Below are 13,821 nucleotides of genomic sequence, written 5' to 3'. Positions count from 1 at the left end.
GGAAAGACAGAAGTGTCCCCTGCAGGAATCGAACCTGCAACTAGCCCTTAGGAGGGGCTCGTTATATCCATTTAACTAAGGGGACGAAGCGGCAAGAGTATAGCGTTATTTACACTTTTCGTTAAGCGCATTGCCGCCTGACTGGTCAAAGAGTCACCGTTCACGCCGATTTTTCGGCAGTTTTATCCTTTTTTTCCTGAGCCTTAAGCTCGGCCTTACGCTTGTTGGACATGTCGTTACGGATTTGCGCATGGCTCAACAGCGCAAAGATAAAGGTCCCGCCACAAATGTTGCCTGCGAGGGTTGGCAGGGCGAACGGCCAGAAAAAGTCGCTCCAGTGGAGTGTGCCGTTAAATACCAGATAAAGGATTTCAACGGTTCCGACAACAATGTGCGTGGTATCGGCGAGTGCGATAAGCCAGGTCATCAGGATAATCACCACGATTTTCGCGCTGCCCGCTGAGGGGAACATCCACACCATAGTGGCGATGATCCAGCCGGAAATTATAGCATTAGAGAACATTTCAACCGGCGTGTTTTTCATCACATCCATGCCAATTTTCACAAATGCGTCGCGGGTCGGTTCATCAAATATTGGCATATACTCGAACGCCCAGGCGGCTATACCCGTACCGATGAGGTTCCCCAGCAGCACGACGCTCCACAGGCGCATCAGTAAACCGAAATTACCGAGGGTCGGATTTTGCATGACGGGCAGTACGGCAGTGACGGTATTCTCCGTAAAAAGCTGCTGTCTCGCCATAATGACGATAATAAAGCCGAACGTGTAGCCTAAATTTTCCAGCAAAAACCCGCCCGGTACGCCTTCCAGCTGAACGTGAAATATCCCTTTGGCGAGCAAAGAGGCGCCCATTGACAGACCGGCTGCAATGGCTGACCACAGCAGGGCCATCGCGTCGCGCTCCATCTCTTTTTCCCCGTCCTGGCGAATATGCTCATGAATAGCCATGGCGCGTGACGGCAGGCGATCTTCATCGACTTCTATCTCTTCTCCCCGGTCTTTCTCCTCACTTTCAATCTCAAGTTCTTCATTGTTCTCGCCAATTTTTTCTTCGTTAATGTCTTTCATAACAGCTCCTTCGGGGTAATTGCTCATTTAAGCGTAGCGGCTTTTAGCGCCTTGCCCGTGGGGATGCTCTTAAATTGCTGTAAATGGCAATAAAGGTGAGACATCTCTTTCAAAGCCAATATAAAATTGCCAGCGAAACGAATTCTGAAAGACAGGCTATGCTGAAATTAGCGTGATGACGCGAGCGGGTCGTCATTGTCCTCGTAGACATCGGTAAGCGTGCTGTTACAATCACTTGCACGTTTCAGGCGGAGCATCACCGGCTCCGTCACAGATGGCATTCAACGATAGCCATATTGAACAGGGAGAAATTTATGAAGCTTCGGCTGTCGGCGCTTGCGCTGGGCGTAACAATGCTTGTGGGCTGCGCCAGCTCTGGCGAGCAAACGGGACGCTCCGATCCTCTCGAAGGATTTAACCGTTCAATGTACAGCTTTAACTATAATGTGCTGGATCCGTATCTGGTTCGTCCGGTTGCCGTGGCATGGCGTGACTACGTTCCGCAGCCGGCGCGTAACGGGCTGAGCAACTTTACCAGTAACCTGGAAGAGCCAGCGGTTATGGTCAACTACTTCCTCCAGGGCGACCCGTATCAGGGGATGGTGCATTTCACCCGCTTCTTCCTGAACTCCCTGCTGGGTATGGGCGGCTTAATTGATGTCGCGGGCATGGCGAACCCGAAATTACAGCGTGAACAGCCGCACCGTTTCGGCAGCACGCTGGGGCATTATGGCGTAGGTTATGGGCCGTATGTGCACCTGCCATTCTACGGCAGCTTTACCGTGCGTGATGATGGCGGCGACATGGTGGATACGTTGTATCCGGTGCTGTCATGGCTCACCTGGCCGCTGTCGATTGGTAAATGGACCGTGGAAGGAATTGAAACACGTGCGCAACTGCTGGACTCTGACGGTCTGCTGCGTCAGTCTTCCGATCCGTACATCATGGTCCGCGAGGCCTACTTCCAGAACCATGACTTTATAGCCAACGGCGGTAAGCTGAAGCCGGAAGATAATCCGAACGCGAAAGCCATCGAGAACGAATTAAAAGATATCGATTCGGAATAAATAAAAAAGGTGAGCGATGCTCACCTTTTTTAATCGTGTTGGAATTAGAACGCGTAGTTGAAGTTGGTACCAAACAGCCAGGCTTTACCTTCAGAGGTAAACTCGTAAGGGCCTTCCTGGAAGGTCACTTTCTGTCCATGCATGTACGACACGCCCGCGTCGATAGAGGCATTCTCGTTGAACGCGTAGGTTGCCCCCGCACTCACCCAGAAACGGTCCTGATCCGGAATGGAGATAGAACGCTTATCTGCCGGTACCGGGCTGTCATCAAATGCCACGCCAGTACGGAACGTCCAGTTGTCATCCATATAATAGGTCGTACCAAGTGCGATACGGTAAGCATCGTGGAAGCTTTCGTCTTTATAGAACAGCGTCTGGCCGTTGCTGCCGGTGGCTTTCAGCTCCTGGAACTGGCTCCAGCTGGTATACGCGAGGCTATAGTGAATAGCCCACTGCGGCGCAACGCGGTTATAACCTGACACTTCCCACATTTCTGGCAGATGCAGTGACAGTGAACCCGGTACGGTTTGATTCGAGGTACCCCATGGAATGGTGGTGCCTGCGCCCGGTACCATACCGTTGACTGGGCTCAGGATGCCGCTTTTGTAATCGCCATCGAAGTCAATCTTCACTTCTGAGCGGTAGGTCAGACCCCAGCGGTTGTTTTTATCCAGTTCATACAGGATACCGGCGTTCCAGCCGTAGCCCCATTCATCGCCTTTCAGGCTGGCAATTTTATTGCTGTTTTTCGGCAGCGCAGCAGTTTGCTCCCCGGAGTAACGCTCGATTTTTGCATCGGCGTAGACAGCATCAAAGCCCAGACCAAAGCTCCAGTTATCGTTCAGACGATATGCGCCGCTCAGGTTGAGGTTCAGGGTCGTCAGGTCGGTTTTACCGCCGTATTCCCCGGCCGGATAGTTGTTATTGAACTCCGTTGCCAGGCCATAGTTAGAGGTGACAGAGGCACCCCAACCAAACTGTTCATTGATTGGCGCAACAAAGTGCAGGTTAGGCACCCACGCGGTCGGCGCAATGTTATCCGCCTTCAGATCTGCGCCGGTGAACTGAGATTTGCCAGAAATATTGACATCAGGATCGATGTAAACCGCACCGGCAGAGAAGGTAGGGCGATCAAACATCATGATCAGCGCCGGGTTACGGCTCGCGTTGCCTGCGTCATCGGCAATCGCACCTTCCCCGGAATACGCACGGCCAAGGCCAGAGGAAGAAAATTCGTTTAACTGGAAGCCCGCTGACCAGGCGGACGTTGAGACGATTGCCACTGCAACTGCTAAAGCAGTTTGTTTGAACAGGGTTTTCTGGCTCATGACCATAACCTCATTGAGTTATTTTTATTCAATAATTGTTACATACCGTAACAGGAGCGCGAAGTGTAGGGTCTGAGGTATGACTTACAAATCAGACCAGTGGCGAGAGTATAGGTCTGACCAGCTGGGATGTTGCAAGTTTGTTTATTAATATTTTCAGATATGTTTCTTGAAACGAGATCTGGTTGGCAAAATTGTGACCAGTGCGATTCCTCTGAAAAGGGGAATTTTGTTTTAGATCATTTTTTAGTGTGATATTGCTCACTTATCCGATTTTGCGCCATTAACGGCTGGAGGGGGCTCGTCCGGGGGCGTAAAATAGACGCATCGTGTTTATCTCGCGCCCTGCGCGAATACAGAGGAAATTGAGCTATGAGTAAATGCAGTGCTGATGAAACCCCGGTTTGCTGCTGTATGGATGTTGGCACCATTATGGACAACACCGATTGCACCGCCTCTTACAGCCGCGTATTCCCTAACCGTGCTGAAGCGGAAGAGACGCTGGCCGCGCTGAGCCAGCGCGCGCGTGAAGTCGAATCCGATCCGTGTGAAATCAAATCCACCTTCACGGAAGTAGAAGGCGGCGTGCAGCTGGATATCGACTTTGTGTTCGCCTGCGAAGCAGAAACGCTGATCTTCCAGTTAGGCCTGCGTTAATACTTTTTGCACGGGCCTATGATCGTGTAGGCCGGGTAAGGCAACGCCGCAACCCGGCAACAAATCTCACAAATGCCTCTGCCATGCAGGGGCATTTTCTTTTTCTTCTCTGTGCCTTAGCTCGCAATTTTTCGCTTCCCCGATTGGCTCAATGTAAAAAAATAGTTAAGACTGTTATCAGGTCAGACCACTTAATGTGCGCGCAAAATTTTTTTACAGGGGAGTGTTATGAGTCAGGCATTACCGCTTATCACCCGACACGGTGACCGCATTGCCATTATCAGCGGGTTACGTACGCCGTTTGCGCGTCAGGCAACCGCGTTTCACGGTATACCGGCTGTCGATCTGGGAAAAATGGTGGTGGGGGAGATGCTGGCTCGCAGCGAGATCCCGCCAGAGGTTATTGAGCAACTGGTTTTCGGCCAGGTGGTGCAGATGCCGGAAGCACCCAATATCGCGCGTGAAATCGTGCTGGGTACCGGCATGAATGTTCATACCGACGCCTACAGCGTCAGCCGCGCCTGCGCCACCAGTTTCCAGGCGGTGGCGAACGTGGCGGAAAGCCTGATGGCGGGGACCATTCGCGCGGGGATCGCCGGCGGCGCGGATTCCTCCTCCGTGCTGCCCATCGGCGTCAGCAAACAGCTGGCCCGCATCCTCGTGGATGCCAACAAAGCTCGCACTACCGGTGCAAAGCTTAAACTCTTCTCGCGTTTACGCCTGCGCGACCTCATGCCCGTGCCACCTGCCGTTGCTGAATACTCCACCGGCCTGCGCATGGGCGATACAGCCGAGCAGATGGCAAAAACCTACGGTATTACCCGCGAACAGCAGGATGCACTGGCGCATCGCTCGCATCAGCTCGCTGCGAAGGCCTGGTCGGAAGGCAAACTTGCCGACGAGGTTATGACGGCTTATATCCCGCCTTTCCGCGAACCGCTGGTGGAAGATAACAATATCCGTGGCACCTCGACGCTGGAGGATTACGCAAAACTGCGCCCGGCGTTTGATCGTAAACATGGCACCGTTACGGCGGCCAACAGTACGCCACTGACGGACGGTGCCGCCGCCGTGATCCTGATGACGGAATCCCGGGCGAAAGAGCTTGGCATCACACCGCTGGGCTATTTGCGTAGCTACGCCTTTACCGCCATTGATGTCTGGCAGGACATGCTGCTCGGTCCGGCCTGGTCCACGCCCCTGGCGCTGGAGCGTGCGGGGTTGACGCTGGCTGACTTAACCCTGATCGATATGCACGAAGCCTTTGCCGCACAAACCCTGGCAAACATTCAGCTGCTGGCAAGCGAGCGCTTCGCGCGCGATGTACTGGGCCGCGCCCACGCGACCGGCGAAGTGGATCAGAGTAAGTTTAACGTGCTTGGCGGATCCATCGCCTACGGCCATCCATTTGCGGCGACCGGCGCGAGAATGATAACCCAGACTTTGCACGAGCTGCGTCGCCGCGGCGGCGGTTTTGGTCTCGTTACCGCCTGTGCGGCGGGCGGCCTGGGTGCAGCAATGGTTCTGGAGGCTGAATAATGGAAACGACATCTGCATTTAACCTGGCTGTTCGCCTTGATAACGTGGCTGTTATCACCATTGATGTACCCGACGAAAAGATGAACACCCTGAAGGCCGAGTTCGGCGTTCAGGTGCGTGCGATGCTCAGACAGATCCGCGAAAACAAAGCGATACGTGGCCTGGTATTTATCTCGGCAAAGCCGGATAACTTTATTGCCGGGGCCGATATCAACATGATTGCCCGGGCGAAAAGCGCTCAGGAAGCAGAAGACCTGGCGCGTCAGGGGCAGCAGGTAATGGCGGAGATCCATGCGCTGTCGATACCCGTTGTCGCTGCGATCCACGGGGCCTGCCTGGGCGGTGGGCTTGAGCTGGCGCTGGCCTGTCACAGCCGCATTTGTACCGACGATGCGAAAACGGTACTCGGACTGCCGGAGGTACAGCTTGGATTGCTGCCCGGTTCAGGTGGCACGCAGCGCCTGCCGCGTCTGGTGGGCGTCAGTACGGCGCTGGAGATGATTTTAACCGGTAAACAGCTGCGCGCCCGTCAGGCGTTAAAAGCGGGTCTGGTTGATGAGGTCGTTCCGCACGCCATCTTGCTTGAGGCCGCCGTTGAGCGGGCGCTGAAAGGTCGTCAGGCGAAACGCCCTCTGCCGGTGCGCGAGCGTATCCTCGCCGGGCCGCTGGGGCGCACGCTGCTGTTCAATATGGTGGGTAAAAAAACCGAGCAAAAAACCAAAGGGAACTATCCGGCAGCGACGCGCATTCTGAAGGTGATTGAAACCGGTTTATCGCAGGGCAGCAGCAGCGGTTATGCTGCGGAAGCGAAAGCCTTTGGCGAGCTGGCGATGACGCCGCAGTCGCAGGCGCTGCGCGGCATTTTCTTTGCCAGCACGGAGGTTAAAAAAGATCCGGGCAGTGAAGCTGAACCGGCTCTGCTGCGCGCCGTTGGCGTTCTGGGTGGTGGGCTGATGGGCGGCGGCATCGCATTTGTCACCGCCAGCAAAGGCAAATTGCCCGTACGTATCAAAGATATCAACCCTAAGGGTATCAACCACGCGTTGCAGTACAGCTGGCAGAACCTTGATCGCAAAGTGAAACGCCGCCATATCAAGGCCAGTGAGCGCGATAAAACCCTCGCGATGATCACTGGCGCCACCGACTACAGTGGGTTTGCACACCGCGATCTGGTGATTGAAGCCGTGTTCGAAGATCTGGCCCTTAAGCAGCAGATGGTGGCGGACGTTGAACAGCACTGCGCGCCGCACACCATTTTCGCGTCAAATACCTCGTCTTTGCCGATCGGCGACATCGCGGCGAAAGCCGTGCGCCCGGAGCAGGTGATAGGGCTGCACTATTTCAGCCCTGTCGAAAAAATGCCGCTGGTGGAGGTTATCCCACATGCCACAACCAGCCCGCAAACTATTGCCACCGTGGTGAAGCTGGCGAAAAAACAGGGCAAAACCCCGATTGTGGTCGCGGACAAAGCCGGCTTCTACGTCAACCGCATTCTGGCGCCGTACATTAACGAAGCGATGCGGTTGCTGACGGAAGGGGAGAAAATTGAGCACGTCGATGACGCTCTGGTGAAGTTTGGTTTCCCCGTCGGCCCAATCCAACTTTTGGATGAGGTAGGAATTGATACGGGGACTAAAATTATCCCTGTGCTGGAAGCGGCTTATGGCGATCGTTTTGCGCCGCCTGCAAACTTTGTTTCTGCAATTTTGAAGGACGATCGCAAAGGCAGAAAAAATGAACGCGGTTTCTATCTTTACGCCGCGAAAGGGCGTAAAAGCAAGAAACAGGTCGACCCTTCGGTTTATGCGCTTATTCCTGTCACGGGTCAGGGAAAACTGTCGGCGGTTCAGTGTGCTGAGCGCTGCGTAATGATGATGCTCAATGAAGCGGCGCGCTGCTTTGGTGAGCAGGTGATCAAGAGCGCGCGCGACGGCGACATCGGTGCCGTGTTTGGTATCGGTTTTCCGCCATTCCTTGGCGGTCCGTTCCGGTATATGGATACCCTCGGGGCGGGTGAAGTGGTTGCGATCCTGCAACGTCTGGCCTCGCAATATGGTCCACGGTTTACACCTTGTGACGAATTATTGCAGATGGCGGAACGGGGTCAGACATTCTGGCCCGTAAGGGAAACTGATTGCGTAAACTGAAGTCAAAGAAGGGTAAATCCTGAGGTGATGGAACCTGTTCTGGCGAAATTGTAAACAGAGATTGACTATACTTACGCCATTGAGGTAAAAAACAGCGTTTCATTCACCGAATGGATCAGGCACAATGCCCGGCCATCGGGTTTTCTACCTCAGAGCATTAATCGCGGGTAGTCAACGCCGGTGATTCTGGTTAACAAAAGCGGTGCAATATGCAAGTTTTTATCATGCGTCACGGCGACGCGGCACTCGATGCCGCCAGTGACTCAGTACGTCCTTTAACCGTCTGTGGCTGCGACGAATCCCGTCAGATGGCGACATGGCTTAAAGGTCAAAAAGTGGACATTGAACGCGTTCTGGTGAGTCCGTTCCTGCGGGCAGAACAGACGCTGGATGTGGTAGGGGAGTGTATGAACCTGCCATCCAGTGTGGATGTGCTCCCTGAACTCACGCCGTGTGGCGATGTTGGCCTTGTCAGTGCTTACCTTCAGGCGCTGTGCAATGAAGGTGTCGCTTCCGCACTGGTCATTTCCCACCTGCCGCTGGTCGGCTATCTGGTATCTGAGCTGTGCCCGGGCGAAACGCCACCGATGTTCACTACGTCCGCCATTGCCAACGTCACCCTCGACGAAACCGGCAAAGGGGTCTTTAACTGGCAAATGAGTCCGTGCAACCTGAAGATGGCAAAAGCCATCTGACGTGACGTGCGATATGGCGGGGTGCAGCGTGCCTCCCGCCATCCTGTCAGGGCAACTCTGGCGGCTGCCACTCCTCCACTTCAATCAATACCAGCAATGCGGCATCTCCGCCGTACTCTTTGGGTGCCTGATGAAACGCCATCACGTGCGGGTGCTGAGCCAGCCACAGCGGTGTCTGTTGCTTAAGAATATGTTTGCCGTGACCGTGCATCACGCAGGCGCAAAAAACATGCTCGCGACGACATGCCGCGATCAACGCCCCCAGCTCCTGTTTCGCCTGCATCTGGGTCAACCCATGCAGATCGAGGAACAGCTCCGGCGAGTAATCTCCCCGGCGTAATTTTTTCAGTTCAAAATGGCTGACGTCTTCGCGCACGTATTTCACCGCACCCTGAGTACTGAGCAGCGGCTGAAACTCATCTGAAAAATAGTGGCTGTTATCGGCCTGCTCCTGGAGCAGACGTTTGACCGGAACCTCGCTGATTTTTTTACGCTGCGGGCGATGGACAATGGTGTCGTGCGTGATTTGACGCGTCCCGGTCATCAGCTGGCGGAAGAGAGCCTGATCCTCCTCGCTGAGCGATGTTTTCTTTTTCATTCGTCATTCTCATCTCGTATTTCCGATAGTGTACCCGACTAAACGCATTTTTTAACCTCAAGCGACACGCGTCATTGCTGATTTATCGCCGTCTTCATGGCAAACTAGCCGCCGAAAATTATGCGAGCATGCCCTGGAGGAAAGAGTGGATAAAATTTTTGTCGATGAAGCAGTAAACGAGCTGCATACCATACAGGACATGTTGCGCTGGTCGGTTAGCCGCTTCAGCGCCGCCAATATCTGGTACGGCCACGGTACGGATAACCCGTGGGATGAGGCCGTTCAGCTGGTGCTGCCGTCTCTCTATCTGCCGCTGGATATTCCGGAAGACATGCGCACCGCGCGCCTGACCTCCAGCGAAAAACACCGCATCGTTGAGCGCGTGATCCGTCGCGTGAACGAGCGCATTCCGGTGGCTTACCTGACCAACAAAGCCTGGTTCTGCGGCCATGAGTTCTATGTTGATGAACGCGTGCTGGTGCCGCGCTCGCCGATTGGCGAGCTGATCAACAACCACTTTGACGGCCTGATTAACCATCAGCCGCAGCACATTCTTGATATGTGCACCGGCAGCGGCTGCATCGCCATTGCCTGCGCGTACGCCTTCCCGGAAGCGGAAGTGGACGCCGTCGATATCTCCACCGACGCGCTGGCCGTCACCGAACACAACATTGAAGAGCACGGGCTGATTCATCACGTCACGCCTATCCGCTCTGACCTGTTCCGCGACCTGCCGACGCTGCAATACGACCTGATCGTCACTAATCCGCCGTACGTGGATGCAGAAGACATGTCCGACCTGCCGAACGAGTACCGTCACGAGCCGGAGCTGGGTCTGGCGTCCGGCTCTGACGGGCTGAAGCTGACCCGCCGCATCCTGGCCTGCGCGCCGGATTATCTGACCGACGACGGCGTTCTGATTTGTGAAGTGGGCAACAGCATGGTACATCTGATAGAGCAGTACCCGGATGTGCCGTTCACCTGGCTTGAGTTCGACAACGGCGGTGACGGCGTCTTTATGCTGACCAAGGCGCAGCTGCTTGATGCACGCGAATACTTCAGTATTTACAAAGATTAATCCAGCGGGCTTCGGCCCGTTTCACAACGCTCAAACACAAACAACAACATCGGAGCCGTGATGGCAGGAAACAGTATTGGACAGGTATTCCGTGTGACCACCTTTGGCGAGTCGCACGGTCTGGCACTGGGTTGTATCGTTGATGGCGTCCCGCCAGGCATCGAACTGACCGAAGCCGATTTACAGCATGACCTTGACCGTCGGCGTCCGGGTACCTCTCGCTACACCACGCAGCGTCGCGAGCCGGACCAGGTCAAAATTCTCTCCGGCGTATTTGAAGGCCGTACCACCGGGACCAGCATTGGTCTGCTGATTGAAAACACCGATCAGCGTTCTCAGGACTACGGCGCGATTAAAGACGTCTTCCGTCCGGGCCACGCTGATTACACCTACGAACAAAAATATGGCTTTCGCGACTATCGCGGCGGCGGACGTTCTTCCGCACGTGAAACCGCGATGCGCGTGGCGGCAGGGGCGATTGCCAAAAAATATCTCCAGCAGAAATTCGGCATCGTTATCCGCGGCTGTCTGACCCAGATGGGCGACATTCCGCTGGCAATCAAAGACTGGGATCAGGTAGAACTTAACCCGTTCTTCTGCGCCGATGCCGACAAGCTGGACGCGCTGGATGAGCTGATGCGTGGCCTGAAAAAAGAGGGCGATTCCATTGGTGCGAAAGTCACCGTGGTAGCCGACGGCGTGCCGGCTGGCTGGGGCGAGCCGGTATTTGACCGCCTTGACGCCGACATCGCCCACGCGCTGATGAGCATCAACGCGGTGAAAGGCGTTGAAATCGGCGACGGTTTTGACGTGGTTAAGCTTCGCGGCAGCCAGAACCGCGACGAAATCACGAAGGCGGGTTTCCAGAGCAACCATGCGGGCGGCATTCTGGGCGGCATCAGCAGCGGGCAGCAAATTATTGCCAATATCGCGCTGAAGCCCACGTCCAGCATTACCGTGCCGGGCCACACGATTAACCGCGCTGGCGATGAAGTTGAGATGATCACCAAAGGGCGTCACGATCCGTGCGTGGGGATCCGCGCGGTACCGATCGCAGAAGCGATGCTGGCGATCGTGCTGATGGATCACTTCCTGCGCCAGCGCGCGCAGAATGCGGATGTGACGACCACCATTCCACGCTGGTAACTATGAAAAAAACCGCAATCGCTCTGCTGGCGCTGCTGGTCAGTGGAGCAAGCCTGGCCGCTACGCCGTGGCAGAAAATCACCCATCCGGTAGCGGGGAGCGCGCAGTCCATTGGCGCTTTCTCCAACGGGTGTATCGTCGGCGCGCAGGAACTTCCGCTGCAATCGGATACCTATCAGGTGATGCGCACCGACCAGCGCCGTTATTTCGGCCATCCTGACCTGGTGCTTTTTATTCAGCGTCTTGGCAACCAGGTGCATAATCTGGGGCTGGGCACGATGCTGATTGGCGATATGGGGATGCCTGCCGGTGGCCGCTTTAACGGCGGTCACGCCAGCCACCAGACCGGACTGGATGTGGATATCTTCCTGCAATTGCCGAAAACGCGCTGGAGCTCAGCGCAACTGCTGAAACCGCAGGCGCTGGATCTGGTCTCGGCCGACGGTAAACGTGTCGTCGCCTCGCGATGGTCGCCGGAAATTTCCAGCATGATTAAGCTGGCGGCAAAGGATAACGACGTCACGCGGATCTTTGTTAATCCGGCCATCAAGCAGCAGCTTTGCCTGGATGCGGGAACGGATCGCGACTGGTTGCGTAAAGTGCGCCCGTGGTTCCAGCATCGTGCCCATATGCATGTTCGCCTGCGCTGCCCGGCGAACAGCCTGGAATGTGAAGATCAGCCGCTGCCACCGCCTGGCGATGGTTGTGGTTACGAACTGCAAAGCTGGTTTGAACCAGCCAAGCCTGGAACCTCTAAGCCTGAGAAGAAGACACCGCCTCCGTTGCCGCCTTCCTGCCAGGCGCTACTGGATGAGCATGTACTTTAATGGATAATTTCGTCGACCTGTTCATGGTGTCACCGCTGCTGCTGGCGGTGCTCTTTTTTGTTGCAATGTTAGCCGGATTTATCGATGCCCTGGCGGGCGGCGGCGGGTTGCTCACCGTTCCGGCGTTGCTGGCGGCAGGCATGAGCCCTGCCCAGGCGCTTGCCACCAACAAACTCCAGGCATGCGGCGGTTCGCTCTCCTCGTCGCTCTATTTCATTCGGCGTAAAGTTGTGAATCTCGCCGATCAGAAGCTCAATATCCTGATGACGTTTATTGGCTCAACGGCGGGCGCGCTGCTGGTCCAGCACGTACAGTCCGACATTCTGCGCCAGATCCTGCCGCTGCTGGTTATCTGTATCGGCCTCTATTTCTTACTCATGCCAAAGCTCGGGGAAGAAGATCGACAGCGTCGCCTTCACGGCCTGCCGTTTGCGCTGATCGCCGGTGGCTGCGTCGGTTTTTACGATGGCTTCTTTGGCCCGGGGGCAGGCTCGTTTTACGCGCTGGCATTCGTGACGCTGGCCGGGTTCAACCTCGCCAAATCCACCGCCCACGCCAAAGTCCTCAACGCGACCTCCAACGTTGGCGGTCTGCTGCTGTTTATCATTGGCGGCAAGGTTATCTGGGCAACCGGGTTTGTGATGATGGCAGGGCAGTTTTTGGGCGCGCGCGCAGGCTCGCGTCTGGTATTAAGCAAAGGGCAAAAGCTGATCCGCCCGATGATTGTTGTCGTCTCGGCGGTGATGAGCGCCAAACTTCTTTATGACAGCCATGGACAGGAGATCCTCACCTGGTTGGGGATGAACTAATGAACAGTACGCATAACTACGAACAGCTGATTGAGATCTTCGATAGCTGTTTTGCTGATGATTTTAATACCCGTCTGATTAAAGGCGACGACGAACCGATCTATCTTCCAGCTGATGACGAGGTTCCGTATAACCGCATCATCTTTGCCCACGGCTTTTACGCCAGCGGTTTGCACGAAATTTCGCACTGGTGTATCGCCGGGAAAGCGCGTCGCGAGCTGGTGGACTTTGGTTACTGGTACTGCCCGGACGGGCGCGACGCCGCCACCCAGGGGCAGTTTGAAGATGTGGAGGTGAAACCCCAGGCGCTGGAATGGCTGTTCTGCGTGGCGGCGGGTTTCCCGTTCAACGTGAGCTGTGACAACCTCGAAGGCGACTTCGAGCCAGACCGTATCGTCTTCCAGCGCCGCGTTCATGCGCAGGTGATGGAATATCTTGAGAAAGGCATCCCGGCACGTCCGGCACGCCTGATCGAGGCTTTACAGAATTATTACCACACGCCGGAGATCACGGCGGAACGCTTCCCGTGGCCGGAAGATCTTTAACAGAGGAAAGAAGATGATCGCAGAATTTGAATCACGCATTCTGGCGTTAATTGATGACATGGTGGAACACGCCAGTGATGATGAGCTGTTCGCCAGCGGTTATCTGCGTGGTCACCTGACGCTGGCGGTAGCCGCGCTGGAAGCCGGGGACGATCACTCTGCCGACGCCGTTCACGCGGAAGTCACTCGCAGCCTGGAAAACGCTATTCAGGCCGGGGAACTCTCTCCGCGCGACCAGTCTTTAGTGCTGGGCATGTGGGATAATTTGTTCCAGCAGGCGAAAGCGAAGTAAGTG

14 protein-coding genes and 1 tRNA gene are annotated in these 13,821 nt (G+C 55.4%); 11 read left to right on the top strand and 4 right to left on the bottom strand.

Annotated features, from left to right (window positions below; translation table 11 throughout):
• Window positions 1-13 precede the first annotated feature (13 nt).
• Both SK47_RS15065 and SK47_RS15060 read right to left on the bottom strand, forming a co-directional pair.
• A tRNA-Arg gene (locus SK47_RS15065) sits at window positions 14-85 on the bottom strand.
• Between the two features lie 75 nt (window positions 86-160).
• Window positions 161-1,090: a formate/nitrite transporter family protein gene (locus SK47_RS15060; protein WP_003861364.1), complete on the bottom strand. Its 930-nt coding sequence runs from the start codon at window positions 1,088-1,090 to the stop codon at window positions 161-163.
• Window positions 1,091-1,404: 314 nt separating this feature from the next.
• On the opposite strand from SK47_RS15060, the gene mlaA reads away from it, so the two are divergent.
• A complete protein-coding gene (gene mlaA / locus SK47_RS15055) occupies window positions 1,405-2,157 on the top strand; it encodes a phospholipid-binding lipoprotein MlaA (RefSeq protein ID WP_003861365.1) in 753 nt (250 codons plus the stop codon).
• Between the two features lie 44 nt (window positions 2,158-2,201).
• Here the strand turns inward: mlaA and fadL are convergent, their stop codons facing one another.
• The gene (gene fadL / locus SK47_RS15050; RefSeq protein WP_003861367.1) at window positions 2,202-3,485 is read right to left on the bottom strand and encodes a long-chain fatty acid transporter FadL; all 1,284 of its coding nucleotides are present in this window, start codon (window positions 3,483-3,485) and stop codon (window positions 2,202-2,204) included.
• A gap of 372 nt (window positions 3,486-3,857) precedes the next feature.
• Between fadL and SK47_RS15045 the strand changes: the two genes are divergently transcribed.
• The 4 genes from SK47_RS15045 to sixA all read left to right on the top strand — a co-directional run bounded on the left by SK47_RS15045 (window position 3,858) and on the right by sixA (window position 8,523).
• Complete coding sequence (locus tag SK47_RS15045) at window positions 3,858-4,142, top strand: YfcZ/YiiS family protein (protein ID WP_003861368.1); 285 nt, start codon at window positions 3,858-3,860, stop codon at window positions 4,140-4,142.
• Between the two features lie 228 nt (window positions 4,143-4,370).
• Window positions 4,371-5,681: an acetyl-CoA C-acyltransferase FadI gene (fadI, locus tag SK47_RS15040; RefSeq protein WP_032609764.1), complete on the top strand. Its 1,311-nt coding sequence runs from the start codon at window positions 4,371-4,373 to the stop codon at window positions 5,679-5,681.
• Entirely contained in the window at window positions 5,681-7,828 is a 2,148-nt protein-coding gene (fadJ, locus tag SK47_RS15035) for a fatty acid oxidation complex subunit alpha FadJ (protein WP_048244593.1), read from the top strand. Before fadI ends, fadJ begins: the two co-directional genes overlap by 1 nt.
• Before the next feature lie 209 nt (window positions 7,829-8,037).
• Entirely contained in the window at window positions 8,038-8,523 is a 486-nt protein-coding gene (sixA, locus tag SK47_RS15030; protein ID WP_003861375.1) for a phosphohistidine phosphatase SixA, read from the top strand.
• 46 nt (window positions 8,524-8,569) lie between these two features.
• Here the strand turns inward: sixA and smrB are convergent, their stop codons facing one another.
• The gene (smrB, locus tag SK47_RS15025; protein WP_023314596.1) at window positions 8,570-9,121 is read right to left on the bottom strand and encodes an endonuclease SmrB; all 552 of its coding nucleotides are present in this window, start codon (window positions 9,119-9,121) and stop codon (window positions 8,570-8,572) included.
• 145 nt (window positions 9,122-9,266) lie between these two features.
• Between smrB and prmB the strand changes: the two genes are divergently transcribed.
• The 6 genes from prmB to SK47_RS14995 are packed head-to-tail and all read left to right on the top strand — an operon-like array spanning window position 9,267 to window position 13,818.
• Window positions 9,267-10,199 carry a 50S ribosomal protein L3 N(5)-glutamine methyltransferase gene (gene prmB, locus SK47_RS15020; protein WP_003861381.1) on the top strand — a complete coding sequence of 311 codons (933 nt, stop codon included), beginning with the start codon at window positions 9,267-9,269 and terminating at the stop codon, window positions 10,197-10,199.
• Between the two features lie 60 nt (window positions 10,200-10,259).
• Window positions 10,260-11,345, top strand: a complete 1,086-nt coding sequence (aroC, locus tag SK47_RS15015; protein WP_003861383.1) for a chorismate synthase — start codon at window positions 10,260-10,262, stop codon at window positions 11,343-11,345.
• Between the two features lie 2 nt (window positions 11,346-11,347).
• Window positions 11,348-12,172 (top strand): penicillin-insensitive murein endopeptidase, encoded by an 825-nt coding sequence (mepA, locus tag SK47_RS15010; RefSeq protein WP_023325006.1) that lies wholly within the window; start codon window positions 11,348-11,350, stop codon window positions 12,170-12,172.
• Window positions 12,172-12,981 carry a sulfite exporter TauE/SafE family protein gene (locus SK47_RS15005; RefSeq protein ID WP_003861386.1) on the top strand — a complete coding sequence of 270 codons (810 nt, stop codon included), beginning with the start codon at window positions 12,172-12,174 and terminating at the stop codon, window positions 12,979-12,981. The genes mepA and SK47_RS15005 overlap by 1 nt, the downstream gene beginning before the upstream one ends.
• Window positions 12,981-13,526, top strand: coding sequence for an elongation factor P hydroxylase (locus tag SK47_RS15000; RefSeq protein ID WP_023314593.1), 546 nt, complete (start codon window positions 12,981-12,983; stop codon window positions 13,524-13,526). Before SK47_RS15005 ends, SK47_RS15000 begins: the two co-directional genes overlap by 1 nt.
• A gap of 13 nt (window positions 13,527-13,539) precedes the next feature.
• Entirely contained in the window at window positions 13,540-13,818 is a 279-nt protein-coding gene (locus SK47_RS14995) for a YfcL family protein (protein ID WP_003861391.1), read from the top strand.
• The last annotated feature ends 3 nt before the right edge of the window (window positions 13,819-13,821 follow it).

This window comes from Enterobacter sp. BWH52 (assembly GCF_001037565.1).
GTDB lineage: Bacteria > Pseudomonadota > Gammaproteobacteria > Enterobacterales > Enterobacteriaceae > Enterobacter > Enterobacter hormaechei_C.
Note: the sequence above shows the minus strand (reverse complement) of the source record. Positions and strands in the feature narration are given on the sequence as shown.

What these genes read in the sequence shown, in the direction of transcription:
- SK47_RS15000 (WP_023314593.1), top strand. Translation starts at nt 12,981, where the DNA reads ATGAACAGTACGCATAACTACGAACAGCTGATTGAGATCTTCGATAGC.
- SK47_RS15005 (WP_003861386.1), top strand. Translation starts at nt 12,172, where the DNA reads ATGGATAATTTCGTCGACCTGTTCATGGTGTCACCGCTGCTGCTGGCG.
- mepA (WP_023325006.1), top strand. Translation starts at nt 11,348, where the DNA reads ATGAAAAAAACCGCAATCGCTCTGCTGGCGCTGCTGGTCAGTGGAGCA.
- mlaA (WP_003861365.1), top strand. Translation starts at nt 1,405, where the DNA reads ATGAAGCTTCGGCTGTCGGCGCTTGCGCTGGGCGTAACAATGCTTGTG.
- SK47_RS15045 (WP_003861368.1), top strand. Translation starts at nt 3,858, where the DNA reads ATGAGTAAATGCAGTGCTGATGAAACCCCGGTTTGCTGCTGTATGGAT.
- fadJ (WP_048244593.1), top strand. Translation starts at nt 5,681, where the DNA reads ATGGAAACGACATCTGCATTTAACCTGGCTGTTCGCCTTGATAACGTG.
- smrB (WP_023314596.1), bottom strand. Translation starts at nt 9,121, where the DNA reads ATGAAAAAGAAAACATCGCTCAGCGAGGAGGATCAGGCTCTCTTCCGC.
- fadI (WP_032609764.1), top strand. Translation starts at nt 4,371, where the DNA reads ATGAGTCAGGCATTACCGCTTATCACCCGACACGGTGACCGCATTGCC.
- SK47_RS15060 (WP_003861364.1), bottom strand. Translation starts at nt 1,090, where the DNA reads ATGAAAGACATTAACGAAGAAAAAATTGGCGAGAACAATGAAGAACTT.
- fadL (WP_003861367.1), bottom strand. Translation starts at nt 3,485, where the DNA reads ATGAGCCAGAAAACCCTGTTCAAACAAACTGCTTTAGCAGTTGCAGTG.
- sixA (WP_003861375.1), top strand. Translation starts at nt 8,038, where the DNA reads ATGCAAGTTTTTATCATGCGTCACGGCGACGCGGCACTCGATGCCGCC.
- aroC (WP_003861383.1), top strand. Translation starts at nt 10,260, where the DNA reads ATGGCAGGAAACAGTATTGGACAGGTATTCCGTGTGACCACCTTTGGC.
- SK47_RS14995 (WP_003861391.1), top strand. Translation starts at nt 13,540, where the DNA reads ATGATCGCAGAATTTGAATCACGCATTCTGGCGTTAATTGATGACATG.